Origin of the sequence: Pedobacter sp. W3I1, assembly GCF_030816015.1 — a bacterium.
Lineage (GTDB): Bacteria > Bacteroidota > Bacteroidia > Sphingobacteriales > Sphingobacteriaceae > Pedobacter.
Genome location: NZ_JAUSXN010000001.1, coordinates 1,580,247 through 1,605,319, shown reverse-complemented (window position 1 = coordinate 1,605,319; position 25,073 = coordinate 1,580,247). Strand labels below are relative to the sequence as shown.

Sequence of the window (25,073 nt, the reverse complement as noted above, 5' to 3'; positions counted from 1 at the left end):
ATCAATTTGTATTAACCGCCTTGAGTTTTGTTTAAACCTGAAACAAGGTATTCCTGGTCATGATTCAGGTATATTCCACGTTAAAACAGGTAGTTGCACAACGAACAAAACGCTTCTAAGCGTAGTTGTTTAAAACAGTATTACCCGGGCAGGTATCTAGCTTTTTTGCTTAATATCTTGTCCATTATTCAGATCTTTTATGCAACAATATAACAGGCTAAAAATTTTTACATGGCACATCCACGGTAGTTATCTTTTTTATCTTTCACAGGGTGACTATGATATTTATATACCCGTAAACGAGGCTAAGAGCGAAGGATATGTTGGCCGGGGCACGACTTTCCCTTTTGGCAACAATGTCCATGAAATCCCTGCAGCTGAAGTCCGCAATATGGATTTCGATGTCATTTTATTCCAGACCGATGAGAACTATCTCCGCGACCAGTTCGACGTCCTTTCTGAATCCCAGCGTACTTTACCAAAGATTTATCTCGAACATGATCCACCCTGGGACCACCCTACCAATGCACAACATCCGGTAAAAGACCCAACGGTAACACTTGTCCATGTAACACATTTTAACCAATTGATGTGGCATAGTCCAGGTGTACAGACCCTGGTTATTGAACATGGCGTAACCGCCAGTAACCATCCGTATAAAGGCACACTCGAACGTGGAATAGTGGTGATTAACAATTTGCCAACAAGGGGACGTCTTTTGGGTTTCGATATTTTCGAACAACTTAGTAAGGTACTTCCCCTGGATCTGGTGGGTATGGGTGCAGAACAATACGGAATAGGCGAAGTACTTCATCCACAATTACCGGCATTTATATCCAACTACCGTTTCTTTTTTAACCCCATCCGCTACACCAGCCTTGGCCTTGCCGTATGTGAGGCAATGATGCAAGGTATGCCTATAGTTGGCCTGGCTACCACAGAAATGTCGGTGACCATCAAAAATGGTTATTCAGGTTTTGTACGAACAGACATGGGGATGCTTAGAAAAGATATGGAACTTCTTTTGGAGCGCCCTGAACTTGCGCAACAATTGGGTAATAACGCCCGAAAAACCGCCGAAGAACGCTTCAGCATCGAACGGTTTACCCTACAATGGCATAACTTATTCAAAGAAGTAGCTGCAAAAAAGGCCATGTATAAATTAACTAACTGATACCTAAAAAGAATCCGATGACAAATAGAATTGCATTTATAAGTGAACATGCTTCACCACTTGCCCTGCTTGGGGGAAAAGACAATGGCGGCCAGAACGTTTACGTGGCCGAAATTGCAAAACAATTGGGGCAGCAAGGATACCAGATTGATATCTTCACCCGTAGGGAGGACCTCATCTCGGAGGAAGTTAACACATTTAGTGAAAACGTACGGGTGATATTAGTAGAGGCAGGCCCCAAAGAACCTGTAGATAAAGAAGATCTGTTACCCTATATGAAAGATTTCAGAAAGGAAATGGAATATTTTATCCTTAGAAATAAAATTTCTTACCGGCTCATCCACGCCAACTTCTGGATGTCGGGCCTGGTGGCAATGGAGCTTAAAGAAAGGCTCGATATCCCTTTTGTGATTACCTTTCATGCCCTTGGGCACATCAGAAAAATATACCAGAAAGAAGCTGACCGTTTTCCTCCGGAGCGTGTAGAAATCGAACGTGCCATTGTACAAAGAGCAGACAAGATCATCGCTGAATGCCCACAGGATGAAGCCGATCTCAGTACTTACTACAGGGCGGATCCGGAAAAAACCGTGATGATTCCTTGTGGATTTAATCCTGAGGACTTTTACCCTATTGCAAAACCTACAGCAAAGTCATTGCTCGAAATAGATGAACAGGAAAAAATAGTACTCCAGCTTGGCAGGATGGTTAAACGAAAAGGCATAGACAATGTTATTGAGGCGTTTGCCAAATTAGGCTCCAAGCATCGGGCTCGACTTATTGTGGTTGGTGGAGAGCAAGATGATCCAAGTGCTGATCCGGAACTGAAAAGATTAAAACAGCTCGCTGCCGATCATGGAGTTGAGGCCACTGTAAGCTTTGTAGGTCGCAAAAACCGTGAACTGTTAAGGTATTATTACAGTGCTGCCGATATTTTTATCACCACTCCATGGTACGAACCTTTTGGTATTACGCCATTAGAGGCCATGGCCTGTGGCACCCCGGTTATTGGTGCGGCAGTTGGTGGCATAAAATATACTGTAAAAGATGGCCATACCGGCTATTTAATTCCGCCTCAGCAGCCGGAAATTCTTGCGCAGAAAATTGACCGGTTATTGTCTGACCCTGCCCTGCTCAGCGAAATGTCTGCCAAAGCGCTTAACCATGTACAGGAAAACTTTACCTGGGAAAAAATTGCCAGACAGATACACGACTGTTACGAGGCAATCCATGCCAATCAGCAGAAAATGCAGGAGCAGGAATTTAAAATGATCCAGCATGCCTTTGAAGAAGGTGCAAGAACTTTCGAACGCACTTCCAGAGAATTAAGCACAAAAATTGCATTTGCCGGCGAATTGATGAGCAGGGCACTCAAAGCAGGAAACAAGATCCTGGTTTGCGGAAACGGCGGAAGTGCTGCCGAAAGCCAACACTTCGTTGCCGAGCTCGTTGGCCGTTTCGAGGTACCGCACCGAAAAGGGCTCCCAGCTATATCGCTCAATTCGGACATGGCCATTATAACCGCGTGGGCAAACGATTTTGGATATGATGATGTATTTGCGAGGCAGGTTCAGGCTTATGGTGCTGAAGGAGATATACTGCTCTGCCTGAGTACCAGCGGGAACTCTGACAATATTATCAAAGCCATACAAATGGCAAAAAAGAAAGGGATTAGCTGTATCAATATGCTGGGTAAAGATGGTGGTCGCGCAGCAGCCTTTGGAGAACTGAATCTCATCGTGCCTTCGCAAAGCACCCAGCGCATCCAGGAAATGCACTTACACCTGGTACACCTGCTTTGCAGCATTATCGAAAACCGCATGTTCAATGTTGCCTTTACCAACAAGACCGCAGCAAAAGAACGCACATTACCGGCTTTTTCTCATACTGAAACAGCCTACAACAGCAGTTATGGCAGTTAAAAAGGCAGTATTTTTAGATAAAGATGGAACCCTTATTCCCGATATCCCTTATAATGCCGATCCCGACCTGATTAGCCTTGAAACCGGCGTTGGTGAAACACTGGCGCAACTGGCTGAATATTTCCAGCTGATCGTCATCACCAATCAGGCTGGGATTGCATTTGGCCGTTTCACCGAAAAAGATCTTATCGGTGTAGAAAAAAGAATTGCAGATTTACTGCAGCATTATGGTGTAAGACTAAGCGGTTTCTATTATTGTCCGCACCATCCACAAGGCAGTAGCGCCCCGTATGCGAAATCTTGTACCTGCCGGAAACCAGGTCCTGGTCTGATCATTAAGGCGGCTGGAGAACACAGCCTTTCTTTAAGTGACTCCTGGATGATTGGCGATATCCTGAACGATGTACAAGCCGGAAAAGCGGCAGGCTGCAAGTCGATATTGATTGATAATGGAAACGAAACCGAGTGGGATTTTATGGCAAGTCCGGAGCGCATTCCCGATTACATCAGCAAAGATTTCGCTGATGCAGGCAAGTATATTCTTAGAACTGAAAAAAATGAAAAATACAGCAAATAAATACGATCGTTACCTAAAAAAATTCACAGGAAAAAAGATATTGGTCATTGGAGATCTGATGCTAGACCGTTACCTTCAAGGGAGCTGCTCGCGCATTGCGCCTGAAGCAACGGTACCAGTGGTCGATTTAAATTCCAGTAGAGAATGCCTTGGCGGTGCCGCCAATGTTGCAGCAAACCTACGTGCATTGGGCGCAAACGTTCTGCTTTGTTCTGTAATAGGAACTGACACACATGGCCACAGCTTAACTAACCTGTTAAAAGAGCATGGCATAAATACCGACCTTATCATCCAGGACCAAGAAAGATCAACCATCTGCAAAACCCGTGTAAGCTCCGGTTCACAGTTGATTGTACGTTATGACGAAGGCAGTTGCGATCCTATTTCACTGGCTACTGTGGAACAGCTTAAACAAAATATTATAGCTGGTTTTGATCAGGTTGATGCCGTTTTCATTTCTGATTATGGCAAAGGCGTGCTCACTGATGCGCTTATTGACACATTAATTTCGTTACGAAAAAATTCTACCCAAATAATTGCTGTTGATGCCCGCGACTTTGCGCTTTATGCAGCTTTGGAACCTACGTTGATCAAACCCAATTATAGTGAAGCTGTATCCTTATGCCAGTTTAAAACTACCCATGATAAACGGGCCGAACAAGTAAAAAACTGGGGTAAAACCCTTTACCAGTATAGCGGTGCAAAGCATATTTTCCTCAGTATGGATAAAGACGGCGTATGCTGTTTTAAAGAAGGTAACTTTTGCTTACACCAGCCCGCGCCAACGGTTGTCAACCCACAGGTGAGCGGGGCCGGCGATACATTTATTGCCACGGCCCTGATGGCACTTCTTGGTGGTGCTGATGTTATCGCTACTACCGAGCTGGCCGTAAGCGCAGCCGCTATGGTGATCAGCAAGCCACACACCGCCGTATGTGATATTGAGCATTTGAAGAAAAACCTGGGCGAGAAACAAAAATTACTCCTGGCCAAACAGGAAATAAAAGAATTAATCGCCGGGTATAAAGCGCAGGGCAAACGCATTGTATTTACCAATGGCTGCTTTGATATTCTGCATAGCGGGCATGTTAGCTACCTGAAAGGATCAAAAGCACAGGGAGATGTACTCATCGTTGGATTGAATACCGATGAAAGTATTAAAAGGTTAAAAGGGCTGCAACGCCCGATTAATTCTTTAGATGACCGTACTGAAGTACTTTCTGAACTGAGTTGCATTGACCACATTATTCCCTTTGGTGAGCATGGTGACGACACGCCAATACCGCTCCTTAAACTGATAAAACCACATTTTTTTGTTAAGGGTGGCGACTATCGCCATAAATTCTTGCCTGAAAAAGAACTACTGGATAGCATAGGTTGTAAAATTATTTTCCTGCCAACGGTAGCCAACAGATCAACCAGCAATGTAATTAGCAAAATCCAGGAAAACCTGAGTTTTGCCGGCCAAAATATCGTAAATTAATGGACTGGAAATCCTGCAAGCATATCCTGGTTATCCGGCCAGACAATATGGGCGACCTACTGATGTCGGCCCCGGCCATCAGGGCCTTGAGCGAAAGTTTTGGCTGTAAGATAACCCTGCTCACCTCGCAAATGGCAGTGGAAGCATCGGCTTTACTGCCCTGGATACAAGAGGTGATTTGCTACGATCTTCCCTGGGTAAAAACAAATGAAGCAATGCCTGGTGAAGCGTTAACCAAAGTAATTGAAGAGGTTAAAGCCAGGGCATTTGACGGATGTATCGTTTTCAACGTTTCTACCCAGAACCCCGCCCCTTCATTAATGATCGCTTTTATGGCCGGCATTCCTTTGCGGGCAGCATACAGCAGAGAAAACCTTTATAGCCTGCTTACCCACTGGTTACCAGATAAGGAACCCTATTTCGAAATCATACATCAGGTAGAGCGGGATTTGAGACTTTGTGCATTTATAGGTGCCCATACCGCAGATAGACAGATCAGAATTGGCAGTTTACCTCAGGATATTCTCCAGGAAAAATTAAAACCTCTTAACCTTAAAAAGAACCAGTTCTTTGTTTTCCATATCAGTGTTTCAGAAAAAAAACGACAATACCCGGAAGCAGAATGGATAAAAATAGCCAAAGAACTGATCCGGATACAAGGGCTTCCAATATTACTAACCGGAAGCAAAACAGAGCAGCCGTTAATCGAGCGTGTTGCCACCAATGTTGGCGAAGGTGCACTGCCCATAGCAGGTTTGCTAAATTTAAAAGAACTGGCAGCCTGCATTGCCATGGCACGAGCTATGATGAGCGTAAACAGCGGCCCCATGCACCTGGCTGCAGCAACAGACACCCCCGTTCTAAGTTTATATGCCAGAACCAACCCACAGCACAGCCCTTGGATGGTACCGCATAGAACTATCGAGTTTGATGTTCCCTCCGCTTTGCAGAGTAATAATCAGGTTTTGAGGTATCAATCCGTAAAAGCTTATTCTTCTCCAATTACATTTCCGGGTGCGGAAAAAATACTGAAGGCATTTGAAGATCTGCTCAACGAAACAGCATCTCGTTAACTGCTTGTTTAACCAGGTTATATTCTGGCGTTTTTGTCCAGTCGATAGTGGTATGTCTTGATACATCGAGCGGTCCCCAACGGCCAGGTTCGCCATCCATACTGATGATCACACTGTGCACTTTGAGTGCGGCAGCCATATGCGATACGCCTGTACAATTGGCAATTAGTCCTTTAGCGCCTTTAAGTAGCACGCCTAGTGTACCCAAATCTGTTTTACCTGCCACCACAACTGGGCTTCCCTTCATCAATGCGCTTACCTGGTCAATAAGTCCAAGTTCATCTGCCGACCCGGTGAGCACAACCTCATAATCTTGCTCTATACAATAGTCGGCCATTTTTGCAAAATTGACTGGTGGCCACTGCCGCCATGCACCGCGCGAACCACAGTGCATACAGATATATTTTTTATGAATAGCAGATCTGTCAAGCGCTTTAAAGTCGTTTTCGTGTAATGGAAAAAACATCTCTGTCGTTTCAATCGGCACGCCAAGGTGTTTCATGAGTGCGATATGCCTTAAGCTTTCGTGGCCCGAATCAGGATAAGGCATCAATAAAGGATTTCCTTCCAGCTCGGTGCGATCTAGTGAAAAACCACCAAGGAGACTACCCGAGAGTTTACCCAGCATAGCATTCACAATACTTCCATTACCATGCATCTGCAAAATGATATCGAATGCTTCCAAACGCATTTGCCGTTCAAAACGGACAAAACCATCTTCATCAAATTCCCTTTCTGGCAGTCCCGGAAAGCCTGGAAACTCCATAAACCTATCAAATAGCGCTGCATAACGTTCAATCAGTTTCTGGCTGGATGGCAGGCCAATGAAAACTATTTCGGCATCCGGGCAAGCGAGACGAAGATTTTTAAGGGCAGGCATTGCGCATAAAAGGTCGCCAAGCTGCAATGCCCTGAAAATGGCAATCTTTTTAAACTGCCTGATTGCGTATCCCATACTTAAAAAAGAAGTTTTCTATAACGGATACTTCCGTAAATACGGTAATAAACAGACAGGAAAGGAATAAAAAGAGAGGTAATCAACATTTCGGCTACATGACTGCCAGAGCGGCTACTTTTCCTGAGTCGCTGATAGGCGAAGATTACGATGATCAGAAACATACAAAGCAGCATTGATTTCGATAATACATCGTATCGCCGAATCCCTGTAAGCAGGGCAAGTACGCCTAACAATACGATCAGATAATAATTCCACAAAGGTCTTTTTTGTATCTTTTGCCTGTAGAGTGTTGGGTATTTTTTGAATAGCAGCACATCGAATATGCCTTTGCGCTGCTCCTTTAAACTTACTCCCCAAGGCGCTTTCCGCACCGGATGCACCACAACGGCCTTCTCGTTTCTGTATACTGGTACCTGGGCCAGCAATAATTTAAATTCCAGGTCAGAATCTTCACGCCAGGCCATGCTAAACCTTTCGTCAAAACCGCCAACCTTAAGCAGCGCAGGTTTTGTACAGGCACAATTTGCAGTAATAAATTCCGCTTCTGAGAGCCTTGCGGTATTCAGCGCAAAATCTGTAGGCTCCGGATCAAGAGGAACAACTGTTTTACCGCTAAAAGCAATAAATTCCTGATTTTGATAACCATCTAAAAATCCGGTCAACCAGTTTGGTCCCGGCAGGCAATCATCATCAGTAAAAGCAACCAATTTTCCACTAGCCAAAAGCCATCCTAAATTACGTGCGGCTGCCGGTCCTTTTTTTTCTTCCGTACAACGAACCAGTAGTCGAAAGGCATAGCGGTCGCGTAGGTTTTCCAGTGCCTTAAAAATCCGCTCATCCGGTCCATCATGAACCACGATGACCTCGAAATCGCTGGCATTAAGGCTTTGCCCGTTAAGTGCATCCAGGCAGTTACATAAGAGGTTCAACCTGTTGTAGGTTGGAATGACTACTGATATTCTTTTTTGCATCTGTTTTGGTAATTAAATATGATCCGATAATAAGTGCGTCGAAGGGCGATGTCCAGAAACACTCCACTGCATCTCTTGGTGTACATACAATGGGTTTGCCCAGGGTATTGAAAGATGTATTGATTAAAACAGGAACCCCGGTTATCGCTTTAAAAGCCTTTAATAACTGATAATAACGCGGGTGTTGCTCCTCGTTAATGGTTTGTACCCGTGCAGTGCCATCTGTATGCCGTACGGCAGGAATCTGATCTTCTTTTTCCTTTAGCACATCGTAGATAAAAAGCATAAAAGGCGAAAAATGTGCATCTTTAAACCACAGATGGGCATCTTCCTCTAACACCACGGGTGCAACCGGACGGAAATCCTCACGGTCTTTCACCTCATTTAGCATGGCTTGCATCCGGGGGTCAATTGGCGAGGCCAGAATAGAGCGGCTGCCTAATGCCCTTGGCCCAAATTCCATCCTGCCCTGGTACCAGCCAATAATCTGGTTATCAGCCAGCAGCGATGCTGCTTCCAGGGCCACATCTTCCATTTTTGTAAAAGGTACTTTTGCCCAGTTTAAAAAACGTTCAATCTCCACATCGCTATATTCTGGCCCCCAGTAAACATGGTCCATTATAAATTCTTTTTTATTCACTTTACGTTCATTGATATCTACATACATGGCTGCCCCTAATGCTGTTCCCGAATCGCCTGCAGCAGGTTGTACCCATACATTTTCGAAAGGGCCTAAATCCCTGATCCTGGCATTTAACACGCAATTTAAGGCTACCCCACCGGCCATCACCAGGTTAGGAACTTTAGTAACCTGATAAAGATAATCAACAAGCTTGAGCACCGTTTCTTCCAAAACCAATTGTAATGAACGCGCAAGATCGAAGTGAAAAGCGGTAAATGGCTCATCTTTCAATCTGGCAGGGCCAAAGCGTTCGCTCAGGTTTTCGCCACTTACCGTGTACTGGCCATTACTTCCCAACCGGATGATATCCCTGAAATCGGAAGCGAACCGGGGCTCCCCGTACGATGCCAACGCCATTACCTTATATTCATCAGATGAATGCAGGAAACCGAGATGAGTGGTAAGCCTCTCATAAAGCAGGCCCAGCGAATGTGGAAGATCTACCTGATTAATCCTCGTCATTGTTGTTCCATTCCCAATGCCATAGGTGGTAGAAGCTACTTCGCCCCTTCCGTCTAAGGTTAGGATAGCTGCTTCATCATAGGGTGAAGGGAAAAAGGCACTGGCAGCATGGGCAACATGGTGATCAACATAATGCCATTCCCAATCACTGGTCTTTGCGCCATAAAAACGTTTCTGCAGGTGGTGAGGATAACCATCAACCAACTGGTGAGGTGCATGAAGTATAGAAGAAAGGAACAGGTTGTCCCATGGCTGTGGGGTGGAACTGATAAAATCCTGACTGGGATAAAATGGAATTTTGCATTCCGGGTTGTTTTGCAAGGCCGGTGGAACCAAAAGGTTTGGATCGAAAGAGTAGGCAATGTGGTCTACATCGCTCAAATGGATGCCTGCAATCTTTAAACAATAATCTATCGCGTGAAAAGGAAGTTCGTAGGTGTTAAATGGAATAGGTCGTTTTCCGTGTTTAAAATGGGTAAAGCGCTCATCTTCTACAGCTGCCAGGAGCATTCCATCTTTAAAAATACAGGCAGCAGAATCATGAAATACTGCATTAATACCGAGTGTAATCATATTGATATTAGGTTTAAGTGAAGGAAGTAGTTCAGCTTATAAACATCTTCTATTGTCAGAGGATTTTGTTTTTTTTTAAACAGGTATAACCACTACCGGTAATCGTATAAATACCTAAAGTGCGGGAGTTTTTACCCCGCGTAAAACTTTTGTTTTTTCAGCTATGTTATTTTAGTATTAATGACCATTACTGGCGAACGATTACATTTTAAATTATTATGATTAAAGTAATATTGGCTGATGACCATCATGTAGTAAGAGATGGCATTAAGATGCTGTTAAATTCCGGAGAGGAAATTAAAGTTATAGGAGAGGCATCAGACGGACATCAGGTGTTGGGATTGATCGATTCGGGTTTGGATCCTGATATTGTGATTTCAGATCTGAGTATGCCTGTTATGGATGGCTTTTCACTGATCAGCAAACTCAAAACAGAACGGCCTTCAATTAAAACCATGGTACTGTCTGTTTCTGATGATGAAAATTATGTGGCCCAGGCTTTTCAAAATGGCTGCCTTGGTTATCTGAGTAAAAGTGTTCAACCGAGCGAACTTATTTTTGCCATCAGGCATATCCATTCTGGCGGGCGTTATCTTGGTGCAGACTTAAGTGTAAAAATGGTAGACCGCGTAATGCAGGAGAAAAAACCGGAACTTTCTCCGGATATTACTTTTACCTCACGCGAGAGCGAAATCCTGCAACTTATTGCGCAGGGATGTACCAATAATGAAATTGCAGAGAAACTTTTCATCAGCAGGCGCACAGTAGAAGGCCACCGTCAGAATCTTATCGAAAAAACTACTTCAAAAAATACCGCAGAACTGATCGGCTTCGCTTTCCGTTATGGGCTTATTTTAAACTAACTAAGCCAGAGGTGTTTGGTCATCAACCGTTCCAGTGCCTTTATGCCTGTTGCGCCTCGCCCTGACAGTGGCTTTTAACTGTTCGTTAATGGAGATGAGATCTCCGATCAGAAAATAATCCCGTAGATTGTTTTTGATGGTTTTACGCATAATCCTGCGGACGATGTCTTTATGGATTTCTCCGAGCTCTTTTACACGCGAAAGCCTGTTGAGCGCAACCAGGGCAAGCAATGCACCAATTATAAAGAGGAAGTTCCACTCATGCAGTTCGAGCAGTTTAAAAGTCTTATGGATTACCGGGCTGCTCCAGTCTATCGTCATCAATAGTTTTCGTTCGGCAAAGTAAACTGCAAGCATTCCGCCTGCCAATGGCCCTAAAGAAGAGGCTACAGCAACAACAATATTTTTAACTGAAAGATAGACGATTGCATCTTTTTTTGGCGCCAATTTGAGCCCGATATTATTAAGGGAAAGGTTAATGCCTGCAGCCGCGAAACCACTAAACACGTGAATAGCCAATAATAATAACACATTAGCGTACTGGTGGGTATAAATACCAACAAAACACCAGGCCAAAATACACAGAATGTAAAGTGGTGCGGCGGCCGCGATAATACTTTTATTACTGTAACGGTCAGAAAATGTTCCCCAGAGCTGAAGTGTCAAAATACCTGCAAGCTGACCAGCAACACCCAAAATGATCACATAAGAGATCGGGAGTTTTAAAGAGGTTAACATAAAAACAGTAAAAAATGGCGTTGCCATATTAAGTGCAAATGCCCAGGCACAATTGAAAACCAGCAATCTGCGAAAGTTAGGATTCTTGAGCGGACTTTTAAACAGCGCAAAAATATTACTGTCTGAAAGATATGACTGGGGTTCCTGAGCCTTGGAAAGGACAAAACTACCAATGAGGCCAATGCTTCCCGCAATCATAAAAAACAGGGCATAAACACTAAGCTGATAGTCTGGATACCGATTTTTAACCCAATCTAACAGGAGTGCCAGCGCTATGCTCAAAACTACATTAAGTGTTTGTGTGTAACGGCTGCGCCTGGAAAAATATTCACCAAGCATATTTTCCGGCACCATATCTTTCATCCAGGAGTTCCAGCTTGGCCCGGCTATCGAACCAAATACATAATGAAAGAAAAGCATAAAAATCAGTAGATTCAGTGAAAGCCCGGAAAATACGAGTACGCTTAAACCAACCAACAACAATGGAACCCGTGCAAAGTAAGCACATAAAACAGCAACAATACGCCTGTTGTGATAGCGGCTAACCAGCCATATCGATGCCAGTTGAAAAACATTTGTGGCCAACGGCAGTGCTGCCAATAATCCGATCTGCATACTGTTTGCCCCTAAAAGCAAGGCCATCGAAACCAAAAAAGCGCCACTGGAAAAAACGGTCATCACCTCTGCGGCCAAACCGTCCCATATTACAATTTTTAATCCTTTTTGTACATCCTGCTCGCTAAGCGCTTCCTTTGGTAATAGCATAACAATTGGTTTAATTAAAAGCACCCGGCTGTTTGGCTATGCTTTCAACTGATCGACAAATCCGGAGCGTTTTCAATTCATATTCCCCTGATTAATGGACTCTCCCATTCCTGGCTTTGATCTTTGCCTCCATCGCTGGTCAGTTTCTTTTTTAAATTCCCTACTGACCTATTTGAACCCACGGTACCTGAAGAATCTGCAGGTATTTTACCTTTATTACACTGTGCACCAATGCGTTCGTTTGCCAGCGCATTTTTGCTGTTTTTCCCTGAATTATGATTTCCCATATCCATCTTCATTTTGCTATATAAATAACAGCACAATTTGCAGATTGGTTAACGTAATTTATACCCGTTCTGAAGGAGGTTAATACGCTTTCTATGGAATAAAAATGGTTTTTTATCACCTGAAAGAAGTACTACAATTTTACTCAGATGGCCCGGCACGATTGAAAAAAAATTGACAAGGAAATTTGATCCATGTTTGAAAATTAAGAGATTCCTTTATGTAAACACAGTTTTACCGCTATTCTATACCATAAAACCAAAGGCAGAAAGCATTGTCAAAATCAAATTAAAGATGAGCCCAATCATTCAAATTGTAACATTTTTAACACGTAACAGTACCTCGCGCGCCTTTTATTTTTTTAGTGGTACTGTCTTTCAAAAACCTTTAAATCCATATTGTATTCTTTTCGAACAGGATTTAAGGCATAAAAAGCCTTTGCAGCACTAAAATGGAAGCTTCCTGATTTTTTACAGAAGCGTTTACCTGCTTTGACACATAGGAAATTTCGCCTATATTTATGCCTTAACTTTCATGCGGATGCCTGGCTAATGCACTTGTACGCCCAGATGTGGTCTAAATTCCAACTTGAAGGCAATGCTCCCAGTGAGCAATATAAGAAGGATGCTAATTGCAGACTACCAATTCCCGATGGTAATCGCGATCCGCAAAAAACAAAAAAACATGCAAGAAAACCAAGATGGTGCGCTGTCACATCCCGCAGCAGAACTGAACATGGAAATGCCACAAAAAACAGGAACTTTTCCAATAATTGGTATGGGTGGGGCCAGTGGGTCTTTATCTGCTTATCAAAAATTCTTCACCCATATGCCTGCCAGGTCGGGAATGGCATTCGTAATAATTGTTCACCAGGATGAAGCCGAAGGACTCGATTACATTAAATTGCTTAAGGGCTCAACCAGCATGCCCATATTAACTGCAGAAGATGGAACTGAGGTACGTGAAAATCATATTTATATTATTCCTCCCCGCACAGATATGGGTATCCATAACGGGCATCTTTTGCTCTTTAGTGCATCCCGGCAAAAAGGTGCACACATGTCCATCGATTATTTCTTACAAAGCCTGGCAGAAGACCAGTGGAATAAGGCGGTAGCCGTTATCTTTTCGGGTTTGGGCGCTGACGGGGAAACGGGGCTCAGGATGATTAAGGAAAAACTGGGTATGGCCATGGTACAAGACCCTGATACAGCCGAGTATCCGAGCATGCCTTCTGCGGCGATCAAAACCCATCTGTCAGATTATATTCTTCCGCCAGAAGAAATGCCTTTAAAACTGATCCAGTACCTTAACCACCCGGCGTTGGCCGGGGCCAATGAAGAACTGGTATCACCACAAACCAATAAAGTACATATCCAAAAAATACTGATGTTATTGCGTTCGCAAACCGGACATGATTTCACCTTATATAAAAAAAATACCATTTCCAGGCGTATTGAACGCCGCATTGCCTTCCATCAACTGGCAGACTATGAAAGTTATGTAAATTACCTAAGGGAAAACCCTGGAGAGATTGAGATTCTTTTTAATGAACTGTTGATCGGGGTGACCAAATTTTTTAGAGACCGCCATGCCTTCGAAAGCTTAAAAGATCAGATATCCAGGTTGCTTAGGCAAAAAAGCGTAGAAGAACCAATCAGGGTATGGATTGCAGGCTGTTCAACCGGAGAGGAAGCCTACTCGGTGGCCATCATTATCACTGAATATCTCGACAGCCTTAAATCGAAGCGGAAACCAAAGGCACAGATTTTTGCTACCGATCTGGATCCAAACGCCATAGAACACGCCCGTGCAGGTTTTTATTTTTCTAACATTGTCGCAGAGTTATCTTCACAACAGCTCGAAAGGTTTTTTGTTAAAAAACCAAACGGTTATACAGTAAAAAAAGAAATCCGCGAGATGATCGTGTTTGCACAGCATAACCTGATCAAAGATGCACCTTTTACCAGGCTTGATTTACTCTGCTGCCGTAACGTAATGATTTACCTGACCACAGAACTGCAGAAAAAGATCATTCCCGTTTTCCATTACTCGTTGCAGCCAAACGGGCTGCTTTTCCTTGGCCCTGCAGAATCTGTAGGTACATTTCATGATATTTTTAACAGTGTAGATTCGAAGTGGAAAATCTTTGAAAGAAAAGAAGGGGTTAGCTCACTTGGCAAAATTCTCGATTTCCCTTTCCATATCGCCAATCAGGATAAACTGAGTAAAACAGACGGGCTGGCTAAAGCCGTGGCCAAAAACCCAATCGCAGAAAACTTTAACAAGGTATTAATCGAAAACTACACGCCAGCTTCATTATTGCTTAATGAAAAAGGAGAAATACTATATATCAACGGCAAAACAAACCGGTTTATTCAATTAAACCCTGGCGAGGCGGTAATGAATATCCACAGGATGGTAAGGGAAGAACTTAAATATGTACTGGGCAACGCCATCCACCTCTGTATAATGAACCAGTCGAAGGTCGAAATTACTGACATTAAGATCAAGGAAGACAACCGCACCTACCTGATGGACTTTTCTGTTGATTACCTGACAGAGCCAGCACTGCATGGCCTCTTATTGGTTAGTTTTCATGAAAAAGGTCCGGTAAAGAAACTACCTGGAAGAAAATCTAAATCTTCAGGCAACATCAGTGAAGGAGTCGTTGAGGAATTGGAGAAAGAGCTTACTTACACCAAGCAGCAGCTCCATACCACCATCGAACAGATGGAAACCTCTCTCGAAGAACTTAAGTCGACCAATGAGGAGCTCCAAAGCACCAACGAAGAATTGCAGAGCACCAATGAGGAAGCACTTACGACCAAAGAAGAAATGCAGTCGCTCAATGAAGAATTGATGACCATTAACCTGCAATACCAGAACAAGGCAGAGGAACTTACCCAGCTCAACAACGACATGAAAAATCTGCTGGATAATACGGAAATTGGCACTATATTTCTCGATAACCAGCTTAATATATTACGTTTTACCCCACAGGTAACCAGACTATTTAATGTTATTTCTTCGGATATTGGCCGTTCCATCACCCATATTGTTTCCAATTTTGAATATCCATCGATCGAACTCACCATCAAAGAGGTGATCGATAGCCTCTCTGGCAAGGAACTCGAAATTAAAACTAAAAAAGGCGAGTGGTACAACCTGCGCATTATGCCATACCGCACCATGGACAATTTTATAAACGGTGCAGTATTAGCCTTTACCAAAATTACACCGATTAAATCCATGAATGCCAGGATGCTCGGACTCCTGCAGTATGCACAGTCGACCGCCGATTTACATCCGCAGGCCACCGTGGTACTGGATGCCGACCGTAAGGTACTGGTATGTAATGAAAAGTTCCAGAACATGTTCCGTATACAAGAATACGAAATCAGAGAACTTTCTTTCACCGAAATTGTTATTAATAAATGGCAGATGGATCTTCTCTCTGATAAGCTCTCTGATTCATCACCTGCGAACGAAGAGGTTTATGTACAGCATCATTTTAATGGGATGGGTATTAAACACTTACAGATTAAAATAGACAGGATAATGGAAAAAGGAACAGAGAATACTTTAATCATAGTACTTAGTTTTAAAGAAAAATAAAAAACAGGTGAACAGGACATCAAAAGAGGTTATTCTTTCTGCGCTGAGGTCTAAAGCTGAAGAGCTTTTAAGTGTAAGATCTGGTGCAGAACATCGGACATTGCCCGACAGCGAACTGGCTGTATTGCTCAATGAACTGGAAATTCACGAACTGGAAGTGGATATGCAGAACGATGAACTGCGCCAATCGTACCGTTCAATCGATATGGAGCGTTCGAGGTTTACCGGATTTTTCGACGCGGCTCCAATCGGCTATTTCATTCTCGACTCATTAGGTACGATAAGAGAAATTAACCGCAGCGGCATCGAATTATTAGATGCTGGTAAAGATGCCATATTGGGCAAACACCTTTCTTATTGGATTGTACCCGAGGTAAAAGAAGATTTTTATGTTTTTATCAACAGCCTCGAAGCTGTGGGCAGCAGGCGGAATTACGAAACCCTGATGCGCAGCTCACAGGGACAGGTGATGCACGTACAACTTGGCGGAATAGCGATGATAAACCCGCTCACTTCTGCCCCAGAATACTATATTACACTTACCGATGTCACCGAATCAAGAAATGCCGCCCAGGTACTTAAAGAAACAACCGAACGTCTTAACCAAACCCTTAAAGCCTCGGTAACCGGCACCTGGAGTATCTGGCCCGACCGGCAAGAGGTGTTTTTTGACGAATTTAGTAAAAACATACTTTCCATTAATTCGGTCAGCTTTGACAATACCTTAGCCAGTTTATTGGAACTGGTGGTGCGCGAAGACCAGGAAAAAATAAGATCGGTATGTGACAAAAGTGGTGCACTTCGGGAAATTGATATGGAATTCCGCTTAAAGTCAGATCATGGAATGCCAAAAATCATTATGGCAAAAGGCAGGGAAATTTCAAATCCTGGTGAAGCCTGTTATTTTACGGGAATTTTATTTGATATTTCTGAGCGCAAACGCGCTCTGGACATTGAAGAAGCCACCAAACGCAGCCAGCAACGGCTCTTAACGCAGGCAGCGCTTGATGCACAGGAAAAAGAAAGGGCAAAAATCAGTGCAGCATTACATGATAGTATCTGCCAGCTTCTCTATGGAATAAGATTTAACATCAACCACTTAAAAAAGGCAAATGATGCCCAGCTAAAAGCCGAAATGGGAACCATCACCAAACTCCTTGATCAGACCATACGGGAAATCAGGGACATTTCTTATGAGCTTACCCCTTCGGTATTAAAAGATTTTGGATTTATCGCAGGTGTTAAAGAGATGAGCCAACGGTTAAGCAACAAATTTTTCAAAGTAGATAGTAAAATTCACAGGGATGCAGATCAGCTTCCTGCAGCTGTACAGTTATACGCCTTTCGTATTATCCAGGAACTTCTTAATAACAGTATCAAACATTCTGGCGCAACACAGGCCTCGGTATCGGTATGTACAGAGGGCGGCCGGGTAAACCTTACGGTTTGCGATAACGGAAAAGGAATTGAGCTCAACAACGAGACCCACCTTCGAAACGGATCGGGACTGAGGGGAATTAAAAACAGGGTAGCCATGCTTAACGGAACTTTCAGGGCTTATAACAATGAAGGTGCCTGTTTCAGTATTTCTTTCGATCCGTTTGAACTTAAAGAATATTGATGTTTATGGCAAAAACCGTTAGAAATATTATTACTATTGGTGCTTCGGCAGGAGGATTATCAGCTGTTTCCAAGTTGTTAACCAAATTGCCTGCAGATCTTGATGCTGCAGTGTTTATCGTTATCCATTTGGGCAAAGCTGCAATTGTAGATGTCGTACTCAATATGCTGGGCAAAAATTCGGCTTTAAAGATCTCTGTACCCGAAGATGGAACGCCGATAAACACCGGGCGGGTTTATCTTGCACCAGCCGATTCGCATATGATGTTGGAGAAAGGGCATATTTTGATCAAACAGGGCGCGAAAGAGAACCACTGGCGCCCCTCTATTGATGTATTGTTCCGTACCGCCGCTGCTGCTTACAATTCTTGCGTAACGGGCATTATACTTACCGGCTTATTGGATGATGGCACATCTGGAATGGCGGCAATAAAAAAATGTGGTGGCCGCTGTATTGTACAAGAGCCTGATAATGCAGAATTTCCAGACATGCCCAATAATGTTTTAAACAATATTGAAGTTGACTACAGGGTTCAGATTGAAGAAATGGGCTATATCCTTAGCGACCTCTATTCGAGAAACGATTGCGATGCGGCGAGCGTTCCGGATGATGTAAAGCTGGAATCGGCGATTACATTAAGAATGGCAACCAGCTTGCCTGTAACCGCACAGCTCGGCACACTTACTCCATTTACCTGCCCAGACTGTGGTGGTGTGCTTACCCAAATAGACGAACCGAATGGAGAAACCCGATACAGGTGTTTTACAGGCCATGTTTTTAGCGAAAGCTTTTTGGATAATCAATATGCAGATAAAACCGAAGAAACACTCTGGGTGGCTATCCGCATGATGGAAGAACGCAGAAACTTTATTAATACCATGCGCAAGAATGATATTAATAAGAAAGAAAGAGAGGAACGCGACCAGGAAATTCTTGTACATATAGAAAGGCTAAAAACCATCATGCAAGAAGTGGCTAAGAGCCGCCAGGAATTAACTAAATCAGATCATAAAAAAATAGAATCTTGAAAATTATACTAGCAGAAGATCATAATATTGTCCGTAACGGCATCAGGATGCTATTGGAATCGCAGGGGGAGATAAGCGTCGTTGCCGAGGCAGGCAATGGGCTCGAAGTGATTACATACTTTTCGGAAGGGAATCAGGCTGATATTGTGATCGCCGATATTAATATGCCTGAAATGGATGGTATCAGTTTAATCGGCGAACTCAAAACACTTAGCCCCGCTACCCACGTAGTGATGCTTTCTATGCTTGATAACGAAAAATATGTAGCACAAGCATTTATGGAAGGTGCACGGGGTTACCTCCTTAAAAATGTTGGTGAAGAAGAGCTGATTTTTGCACTTCGTTATGTAGCAGGAGGCGGTAAATACCTATGCGCGGAACTTGCCGAAAAACTATTAGACAGGCTTATACAAACCACAGTGCACCAACCAGAAACAAATGGGCAGCATATTGATTTTTCTTTAAGGGAAATGGAAGTACTGCACCTGATTGCAGAGGGTTTTACCAATAGTGAGATGGCCGAAAAATTATTTTTAAGCAAACGTACGGTTGAGGGGCACCGCCAGGCACTAATTGACAAAACCGGCACAAAAAATACGGCTGCACTGATCCGCTTTGCATTGGTTAACGGATTTATCAATTAACATGCTTTTCTGTTGAGCATAATGAACCAAAAGGATGATTAAAAAATAATTTTAGCGCAATAAAAACGCTGTAAATCCAGGTTAACACCATTTTCGTATTTCTAGCAAAAAAGGAAATGGTGACAAAACAAGAAAGATTACAGGTACTTCTTGCCATTCGATCTGTTTATAAGAGCGGATTCGGGGGCATCCTCGAGGATGGTAGTATTGTTGACAGAAGAAAATTCCCCTCAGGCGATCCCTATAGCTGCCAACACCCAGTTTGGCATACCTAAAAGCCGTAAAGTTCCAGATGCTGAACAGAACCGATAAGCTTAATAACCTGATTTCGATTGATATTTGCAGTAATTATCTGTTTTTACCACTTCTAGGCTAGGCGTCGCGTCATGCTGAATTTATTTTATTAGTAGATTTTATTGCTTCAAAGGCCTAATAGCTACTTCGTGGTCAGCATCTTATTTGCAGGAAAGACCCTGAAATAAACTGCGCAGCACTCTTGAATACAATTGAAAATATAAACAGACAATGAAAAATTCAGGGTGACGACCCGTTCATTCAAAATGTTCATACAAAACAAATAAAAAAACATTATTAATCGAACTCAGATTAATAAGTATTTTCCGAATAGCTTAAGCAGCAAGTGCAAATAGCCTCTTTGAGGACTACCATAAGATCAGATTTTAAAGATATAAAGAGCTTAGTGAAATTCTGTGCGGTTAGTTTTAAAGTAAAATGGCATCCGGGTCCTTTTTTGGCTTACCAGGTTCTTTCTGAACAATAATCGCTCAACAGGCCGTAATATCTCCTGAATACTAAAGGGTTTCTCAATAAAACTATCAAAAGCATATCCTTCCAGGTGAAGTAATATACTGCTATAGGCTGTGAAATAATGATGACAGGGGTTTTAGCTAAAAGCTTATTATTTTTAAGCGCTGCGCAAATCTCTCCACCGTTTACTTTTGGTAAATGATAATCGATAATAACCAGATCAGGCCTAAATCCTTCGATGGTATTTATTTCAGGGGCATCTGTCTCCATTCTACAGTGGTAACCCAAATCAGTAAACAGGTTATCCAGCACCTCAGAAAGCGCGAGGTCATCCTCGATTATCATTAGCCGCTGTGGAAAAGACTTTAGGCATTCTACTGGTCTGTTATGCATTTTTTGTTCCATATCGCCATTGTTATATTACCCTTAGCAATTTACCAAACACCAATATCAGGAACAAGGTGATTTATACTTTTTCGCTCTTCCTAAACTACCTGATTAACAGCGTTTTTATACTATAAACAAGCAGAAAGATTAAGCAACTTAAAATAAAAAATAATCAGGGATCTGAGACAAAAAAACGCCAGATAAGTGTAAATCTGCTTATCTGACGTTATAAATGCCACTGGCGATCTGGCTATTGTGCCTTTTACCAAATGCGCTAATCCAATGCCGGATTTCCGGTACTTTCATCCGTATCCAGTTCACTGCTTTCAAAGGGCTCTTCTGACGTTCCGTTGGTTTCATCTGGATTCCCGTTATTATCCGTTTGTTGATCGGGTGTTTCTTCCTGAAGGTCATTTTCCTGGTCGTTCCCATTTTCTGTAGAATTTTCATTCCCATTGGGCCGGCCAAAATCTCCACCGGTACTTCCACCTTGCCAGTTTTCATTTTGTTCTGGGTTGGTTTGATTTTCTTGCTGTTCCATATTTTATAATTTTAAGTTTAAAGCATAATTTCTGTGCTTTCCTAAACATAAGTTTACCCTATGCATGGCAAAGGCTATACTGCATGCAGCAATGTTATTGCTTTGATCGCTGCCCGCTGATACTATCTTGTCGTGTAGAATCGGTTCGCGTGGTGTCTCCGGCGGTGCTATCCTGCATAGGATCAGTAGCACTCATTGAGCTCATTGAAGTATCATTTGAAGTGGAATCGCCTGATGTAGCGCGGTTTTCGGAGTTACAGGCCATTAACATGGCCATTAATCCTGCTGACAATAATAAAATCTGTTTTTTCATATCTGATGAGTTATATAAAGAACAATCAGCTACGCTACGCAAAAGTTTTACTTTTCAGGCGTATTACTTCAAAACAGGTGTTAACCACGCTTACGCTTAGGTATTTATCCTATTAACCCCTAGAACTTTATATGGCTATTAGTTTTATTGTGGGATTAAGATTGCAACCGACAGCCTAATGTTATTAAATATAAATGACAGGAGAATTTAAGAAAAACAATTCTCCTCTGATTATCGTCATTGCGGGAAGGCTTTTTCAGCCGACAGCCTGCCCCGATTTTCGGGGAAGCAATCTTAATGGCAAGAATCACTAGCATGAAAGATTGCTTTCCCGAAAGTTCGGGATTCCTCCTCGCAATGACGACCTTTCTATTCGAATCTGTCAATGATAGCGAGCTTGTGCTGAGCGCAGTCGAAGTAAAGGGCACTTATTTGCGTTTTACTAATCTCAAGAAGTCTTCGACTATGCTCAGGCTGACGGCCATGGTGCTTAACTTAATATCTCATTGACCGACAGCCCATGACTGGTTAAGCCGTTAAAAAAAAGAGGTAAGCAATAAATCGACTGTAGAACCATTTTATGGAATGAAATCTAAACTGTAAAGCCGACTAAATGCTCCAGGCTTTGAATGCTGCCTTAACTTTCAACTTTTGGGATATGTTTGCGCAGTACATGATATAAAAGGTTCAGATCAAATGGTTTACTGATATAGTCATCAAAACCATTTTTTTCATAATCGAGGTGGATATTTGAGTTGCAGCTTAAAGCGAGTATAGGAAGAAAGGGATACTGCTTTTTAATTGTGCTGCATATTTCAATAGCATCATCTCCGCGTAAGCGGAAATCAAGTATGACTACATGCGGCCTAAAATCGTTAATGATGTTCAAAAATCCAGGATTAACACCCAGCATCCCTTTTACCATAAACCCTTCTGCTTCGAGTGCAATGGTAAGTACTTCCAGAATCGATTCTTCTGTTTCCTGTATTAAAATTTTATACATAGGCCTCTCCCGTCCCTTATCTAATGGTGGCGCAAATTAATACCACAAAATACAAAAACCGACGGCAGTAAAAGAACGCTTTTGCCCGTGATCCCAAGATCGCGTACTATAAAATCAAAAAGCGTAATTATACGCTATGTATCTGGATACAAATTATCTTAATCACATTTTATACGATACTATTCCGTAATAAGTAATAACAGTACATTTTATACTACAGCTCATTTGCGAAAAATCTGATATTGGTAACTCATCATCACAAAACGAGTTCTGTTACGCCCGGAAATCCATGACAAAAAGCGTATTTACCCCTTGCAATTCCAGTATTAAAACGCTTCTCAACAGGCTGTCTATCAGTTAAATTTGTCACATTAGATCAAAATCAACGGGACGATTTAGATTAAACAATTAGCCCTGCCAGAGATGGAGGGCTTTTTTTCTATTAGTAAATATTTTATCACTATACCAGATAAGCTAACATTGCCATTCCGCCTGGCAGCCGAAAAGTTAGTTGTAAACCTAAAACCAATTGCAAACCTCATAACCTCTTTCTACCTGATTAAACCACAGCAATATTACAGATAAAAAGAAGCGCGCAGGTATAAAGCGCAATTAAGCTTTTACAAATCGGTTAAATACCTGATTTTCAAACCACACGATTCCATATCGTTTAATTTTTGTAATTTGATTAAACAAAAAACAAAAGCTATGGAAAATGAAGCAAGGCAATTGACAAAGGAGCATGCATTGGAAAATGCGCTCTTATTCGAAAAATCGGCTGAATTACGGCAGCGTGCAAATGAATGCAGAAAAAGGTTAAAAGCTTTAAAAGATGAAGTTAAAAAGCTGATCCACCCGGAACAAAAGTAATGGCTATAACAGACTATTTAAGTATCCTGTAAAACAGAGGACTCAATAGAAAATAGGATGATAAGTATTGATAACAATATATTTTACTTAACCGATTTCGACTATTTTACCTAATGGGGTTACAATTGTATCTAAGCGCATGGCCTTATGATATTTTTGAGAATATTTAAGCGCCACGAAAAATTTCAAGACCTGAGAGCTTATCGCACACTACTCCTTTTTCCTGTATCAATACTTTATATTTGCTTCCCATATCCATCAGTAGGGTATGGCTTAAACCGGCTGCCTTTTGAGCAGCGCGGACTATATTGGGTTCATTCGAAAGTGTTTTCATCAGTTCGTTCCTGAATCCGAGCGAACTTAGAAAATACCCCTGTTCGGTATAGCCAGATTCTTTTAAACCGTTCTTTTGCCCCCAATGACTTAGTGCAGAAAAATTCACATGAGAAGTGATGTCCTGCTCACCGATATGCTCATAAAAAGAATCATTCACGGAGTGCTGGTAATAACACACCAGCGTTCCCTGGCTCCTGATTGGACTGTACAGATCCGGATTTCTGCAACCATAATCAATAGTAATCACATATCCGCTCTTCAGGGCTGAGGCCACCTCACAAATCCAGCCCAGCGCATCCAGATTGATCTCTGTTGCGTAATCCCTGGCAAGACAGATCTCCATTTCAGCCAGATAGTTTTTAAGCTCCTGTTTTGCCGGCAGCAAGCATTCAGCAAAACCATTTTGATAATCGACATAAACCTCCATCAGCTCCTGTTTCATCACTACCCGATGTACTGCGAAATTATCAACAAGCTCATTAGAGAGCACACAGCCATGTATCTGGTCTATTTCCGAGATCGAATTGTACCATTTAACTTTATCATTTACCAGTTTTCTGGCGCGCTCGCGCATCGGTAAGCTTTTTTCAATGATACAATAACGCATTTCGGCATACATCTCTCGATTTGATTCAAGGTAATTCATGATGTCTCTGCAAAGATGACCTGTTCCTGCTCCATATTCTACAATTGTAAACGGAAGGCGGCCCATTTGTTTCCACATTTCTTCAAGCTGCTTGCCCAGAAGCGTCCCGAAAACCGGAGTAAGTACCGGACTGGTATAAAAATCTCCTTGTGTACCTATAGGATTGTTTTTTGAGGTATAATAGCCCAATTCGGGGTCATAAAGGCACCATTCCATAAATTCATGAAATGAAACCGGCCCAGTCCGGCGGATCCTGTCTGCAATACACTCCGATAATTTCACAGATTTCGTTTAAAAGAGTTGGTCATAAATTCAATTTTGATAAATCTCTGCCCTGTTGCCCATCACAATTCGGGGGCACCTTACCCATTCTATTTGAGCGTCTGGCTCTCTGTAAGGTTCTCGGTGAGCATTGGAAGTTTTTCCTGGGCCCATGCTCTTAATGCAGGATCTTTTGCCCCTTCAGAAGAAATCGCCTTTACATGAAGCCCGATAAGTTGCTGATCCGATTCAACAGTTAGCCTAACCAGCTCCTTTATAAAGCCATCTCCTGTCAGTTTTTTTAACTCAACAAGCCTTTGCCGGTTTTCATCACTGATAACCATGGAAGAATCAGACCCAATTATTCCTAACAGCGAGTTCAGCTCCGAAATGTATTTTTTTGACTGCTCTATTCTTTTTTTTGCAAGTAAAGGAAAACGCGGATCAGCACTAACTTTGGAAAGTTCCTCATTCAGAAGCTGCTGATAATTCTGCTCCGGCATAGCCATCT

General features: G+C 42.5%; 22 protein-coding genes. 11 read left to right on the top strand and 11 right to left on the bottom strand.

Translation table 11 applies throughout. The features are described from left to right. The first annotated feature begins 199 nt into the window (after positions 1-199). Genes QF042_RS06920 through QF042_RS06900 form a run of 5 tightly spaced genes read left to right on the top strand, consistent with a single transcriptional unit; the run spans position 200 to position 6,229 of the window. Complete coding sequence (locus QF042_RS06920; protein ID WP_307526630.1) at positions 200-1,174, top strand: glycosyltransferase family 4 protein; 975 nt, start codon at positions 200-202, stop codon at positions 1,172-1,174. A gap of 17 nt (positions 1,175-1,191) precedes the next feature. Beyond that, positions 1,192-3,096 carry a glycosyltransferase gene (locus QF042_RS06915; RefSeq protein ID WP_307526627.1) on the top strand — a complete coding sequence of 635 codons (1,905 nt, stop codon included), beginning with the start codon at positions 1,192-1,194 and terminating at the stop codon, positions 3,094-3,096. After that, positions 3,086-3,673 carry an HAD family hydrolase gene (locus QF042_RS06910; protein WP_307526626.1) on the top strand — a complete coding sequence of 196 codons (588 nt, stop codon included), beginning with the start codon at positions 3,086-3,088 and terminating at the stop codon, positions 3,671-3,673. The genes QF042_RS06915 and QF042_RS06910 overlap by 11 nt, the downstream gene beginning before the upstream one ends. Beyond that, entirely contained in the window at positions 3,654-5,156 is a 1,503-nt protein-coding gene (locus QF042_RS06905; protein WP_307526624.1) for a PfkB family carbohydrate kinase, read from the top strand. The genes QF042_RS06910 and QF042_RS06905 overlap by 20 nt, the downstream gene beginning before the upstream one ends. Further along, the gene (locus QF042_RS06900; protein WP_307526623.1) at positions 5,156-6,229 is read left to right on the top strand and encodes a glycosyltransferase family 9 protein; all 1,074 of its coding nucleotides are present in this window, start codon (positions 5,156-5,158) and stop codon (positions 6,227-6,229) included. The genes QF042_RS06905 and QF042_RS06900 overlap by 1 nt, the downstream gene beginning before the upstream one ends. On the opposite strand, the gene QF042_RS06895 is transcribed toward QF042_RS06900, so the two are convergent. From QF042_RS06895 to QF042_RS06885, 3 genes are read right to left on the bottom strand one after another with little or no spacing between them, the layout of a single operon-like run. Next, positions 6,207-7,184, bottom strand: a complete 978-nt coding sequence (locus QF042_RS06895) for a glycosyltransferase family 9 protein (RefSeq protein WP_307526622.1) — start codon at positions 7,182-7,184, stop codon at positions 6,207-6,209. The genes QF042_RS06900 and QF042_RS06895 overlap by 23 nt on opposite strands. A gap of 2 nt (positions 7,185-7,186) precedes the next feature. Next, complete coding sequence (locus tag QF042_RS06890; protein ID WP_307526620.1) at positions 7,187-8,158, bottom strand: glycosyltransferase family 2 protein; 972 nt, start codon at positions 8,156-8,158, stop codon at positions 7,187-7,189. Beyond that, positions 8,100-9,875 carry a carbamoyltransferase C-terminal domain-containing protein gene (locus QF042_RS06885; protein ID WP_307526618.1) on the bottom strand — a complete coding sequence of 592 codons (1,776 nt, stop codon included), beginning with the start codon at positions 9,873-9,875 and terminating at the stop codon, positions 8,100-8,102. Before QF042_RS06885 ends, QF042_RS06890 begins: the two co-directional genes overlap by 59 nt. Positions 9,876-10,093: 218 nt before the next feature. On the opposite strand from QF042_RS06885, the gene QF042_RS06880 reads away from it, so the two are divergent. Further along, entirely contained in the window at positions 10,094-10,738 is a 645-nt protein-coding gene (locus QF042_RS06880; RefSeq protein WP_307526616.1) for a response regulator transcription factor, read from the top strand. On the opposite strand, the gene QF042_RS06875 is transcribed toward QF042_RS06880, so the two are convergent. Both QF042_RS06875 and QF042_RS06870 read right to left on the bottom strand, forming a co-directional pair. Then, the gene (locus QF042_RS06875; protein ID WP_307526615.1) at positions 10,739-12,241 is read right to left on the bottom strand and encodes an MFS transporter; all 1,503 of its coding nucleotides are present in this window, start codon (positions 12,239-12,241) and stop codon (positions 10,739-10,741) included. A 77-nt stretch (positions 12,242-12,318) separates the two neighbouring features. Continuing rightward, a complete protein-coding gene (locus tag QF042_RS06870; RefSeq protein ID WP_307526613.1) occupies positions 12,319-12,528 on the bottom strand; it encodes a hypothetical protein in 210 nt (69 codons plus the stop codon). Positions 12,529-13,210: 682 nt separating this feature from the next. Between QF042_RS06870 and QF042_RS06865 the strand changes: the two genes are divergently transcribed. Genes QF042_RS06865 through QF042_RS06850 form a run of 4 tightly spaced genes read left to right on the top strand, consistent with a single transcriptional unit; the run spans position 13,211 to position 19,437 of the window. Then, positions 13,211-16,144, top strand: coding sequence for a CheR family methyltransferase (locus tag QF042_RS06865; protein WP_307526611.1), 2,934 nt, complete (start codon positions 13,211-13,213; stop codon positions 16,142-16,144). Positions 16,145-16,151: 7 nt separating this feature from the next. After that, the gene (locus QF042_RS06860) at positions 16,152-17,765 is read left to right on the top strand and encodes a PAS domain S-box protein (protein WP_307526608.1); all 1,614 of its coding nucleotides are present in this window, start codon (positions 16,152-16,154) and stop codon (positions 17,763-17,765) included. A gap of 5 nt (positions 17,766-17,770) precedes the next feature. Then, complete coding sequence (locus QF042_RS06855) at positions 17,771-18,793, top strand: chemotaxis protein CheB (RefSeq protein ID WP_307526606.1); 1,023 nt, start codon at positions 17,771-17,773, stop codon at positions 18,791-18,793. Further along, complete coding sequence (locus QF042_RS06850; protein WP_307526604.1) at positions 18,790-19,437, top strand: response regulator transcription factor; 648 nt, start codon at positions 18,790-18,792, stop codon at positions 19,435-19,437. The genes QF042_RS06855 and QF042_RS06850 overlap by 4 nt, the downstream gene beginning before the upstream one ends. 756 nt (positions 19,438-20,193) lie before the next feature. Here QF042_RS06850 and QF042_RS06845 read toward each other — a convergent pair. The 4 genes from QF042_RS06845 to QF042_RS06830 all read right to left on the bottom strand — a co-directional run bounded on the left by QF042_RS06845 (position 20,194) and on the right by QF042_RS06830 (position 22,449). Next, the gene (locus QF042_RS06845; RefSeq protein WP_307526603.1) at positions 20,194-20,610 is read right to left on the bottom strand and encodes a PleD family two-component system response regulator; all 417 of its coding nucleotides are present in this window, start codon (positions 20,608-20,610) and stop codon (positions 20,194-20,196) included. A 256-nt stretch (positions 20,611-20,866) separates the two neighbouring features. Beyond that, positions 20,867-21,133: a hypothetical protein gene (locus QF042_RS06840; protein ID WP_307526602.1), complete on the bottom strand. Its 267-nt coding sequence runs from the start codon at positions 21,131-21,133 to the stop codon at positions 20,867-20,869. A gap of 94 nt (positions 21,134-21,227) precedes the next feature. Beyond that, complete coding sequence (locus QF042_RS06835) at positions 21,228-21,446, bottom strand: hypothetical protein (protein ID WP_307526600.1); 219 nt, start codon at positions 21,444-21,446, stop codon at positions 21,228-21,230. A gap of 637 nt (positions 21,447-22,083) precedes the next feature. Continuing rightward, positions 22,084-22,449: a response regulator gene (locus QF042_RS06830; protein ID WP_307526598.1), complete on the bottom strand. Its 366-nt coding sequence runs from the start codon at positions 22,447-22,449 to the stop codon at positions 22,084-22,086. A gap of 708 nt (positions 22,450-23,157) precedes the next feature. On the opposite strand from QF042_RS06830, the gene QF042_RS06825 reads away from it, so the two are divergent. Beyond that, entirely contained in the window at positions 23,158-23,319 is a 162-nt protein-coding gene (locus tag QF042_RS06825; protein WP_307526596.1) for a hypothetical protein, read from the top strand. Positions 23,320-23,485: 166 nt separating this feature from the next. Here QF042_RS06825 and QF042_RS06820 read toward each other — a convergent pair whose 3' ends face one another. Together QF042_RS06820 and QF042_RS06815 are read right to left on the bottom strand one after the other, a co-directional pair. Next, positions 23,486-24,583 (bottom strand): class I SAM-dependent methyltransferase, encoded by a 1,098-nt coding sequence (locus tag QF042_RS06820; RefSeq protein WP_307526594.1) that lies wholly within the window; start codon positions 24,581-24,583, stop codon positions 23,486-23,488. Between the two features lie 89 nt (positions 24,584-24,672). Next, complete coding sequence (locus QF042_RS06815; protein ID WP_307526592.1) at positions 24,673-25,065, bottom strand: DUF4142 domain-containing protein; 393 nt, start codon at positions 25,063-25,065, stop codon at positions 24,673-24,675. Positions 25,066-25,073: the final 8 nt, after the last annotated feature.

Excerpts from the sequence above, each read along its gene's own strand:
- QF042_RS06920 (WP_307526630.1), top strand. The coding sequence starts at position 200 with ATGCAACAATATAACAGGCTAAAAATTTTTACATGGCACATCCACGGT.
- QF042_RS06915 (WP_307526627.1), top strand. The coding sequence starts at position 1,192 with ATGACAAATAGAATTGCATTTATAAGTGAACATGCTTCACCACTTGCC.
- QF042_RS06910 (WP_307526626.1), top strand. The coding sequence starts at position 3,086 with ATGGCAGTTAAAAAGGCAGTATTTTTAGATAAAGATGGAACCCTTATT.
- QF042_RS06905 (WP_307526624.1), top strand. The coding sequence starts at position 3,654 with ATGAAAAATACAGCAAATAAATACGATCGTTACCTAAAAAAATTCACA.
- QF042_RS06900 (WP_307526623.1), top strand. The coding sequence starts at position 5,156 with ATGGACTGGAAATCCTGCAAGCATATCCTGGTTATCCGGCCAGACAAT.
- QF042_RS06895 (WP_307526622.1), bottom strand. The coding sequence starts at position 7,184 with ATGGGATACGCAATCAGGCAGTTTAAAAAGATTGCCATTTTCAGGGCA.
- QF042_RS06890 (WP_307526620.1), bottom strand. The coding sequence starts at position 8,158 with ATGCAAAAAAGAATATCAGTAGTCATTCCAACCTACAACAGGTTGAAC.
- QF042_RS06885 (WP_307526618.1), bottom strand. The coding sequence starts at position 9,875 with ATGATTACACTCGGTATTAATGCAGTATTTCATGATTCTGCTGCCTGT.
- QF042_RS06880 (WP_307526616.1), top strand. The coding sequence starts at position 10,094 with ATGATTAAAGTAATATTGGCTGATGACCATCATGTAGTAAGAGATGGC.
- QF042_RS06875 (WP_307526615.1), bottom strand. The coding sequence starts at position 12,241 with ATGCTATTACCAAAGGAAGCGCTTAGCGAGCAGGATGTACAAAAAGGA.
- QF042_RS06870 (WP_307526613.1), bottom strand. The coding sequence starts at position 12,528 with ATGGGAAATCATAATTCAGGGAAAAACAGCAAAAATGCGCTGGCAAAC.
- QF042_RS06865 (WP_307526611.1), top strand. The coding sequence starts at position 13,211 with ATGCAAGAAAACCAAGATGGTGCGCTGTCACATCCCGCAGCAGAACTG.
- QF042_RS06855 (WP_307526606.1), top strand. The coding sequence starts at position 17,771 with ATGGCAAAAACCGTTAGAAATATTATTACTATTGGTGCTTCGGCAGGA.
- QF042_RS06845 (WP_307526603.1), bottom strand. The coding sequence starts at position 20,610 with ATGGAACAAAAAATGCATAACAGACCAGTAGAATGCCTAAAGTCTTTT.
- QF042_RS06840 (WP_307526602.1), bottom strand. The coding sequence starts at position 21,133 with ATGGAACAGCAAGAAAATCAAACCAACCCAGAACAAAATGAAAACTGG.
- QF042_RS06835 (WP_307526600.1), bottom strand. The coding sequence starts at position 21,446 with ATGAAAAAACAGATTTTATTATTGTCAGCAGGATTAATGGCCATGTTA.
- QF042_RS06830 (WP_307526598.1), bottom strand. The coding sequence starts at position 22,449 with ATGTATAAAATTTTAATACAGGAAACAGAAGAATCGATTCTGGAAGTA.
- QF042_RS06825 (WP_307526596.1), top strand. The coding sequence starts at position 23,158 with ATGGAAAATGAAGCAAGGCAATTGACAAAGGAGCATGCATTGGAAAAT.
- QF042_RS06815 (WP_307526592.1), bottom strand. The coding sequence starts at position 25,065 with ATGCCGGAGCAGAATTATCAGCAGCTTCTGAATGAGGAACTTTCCAAA.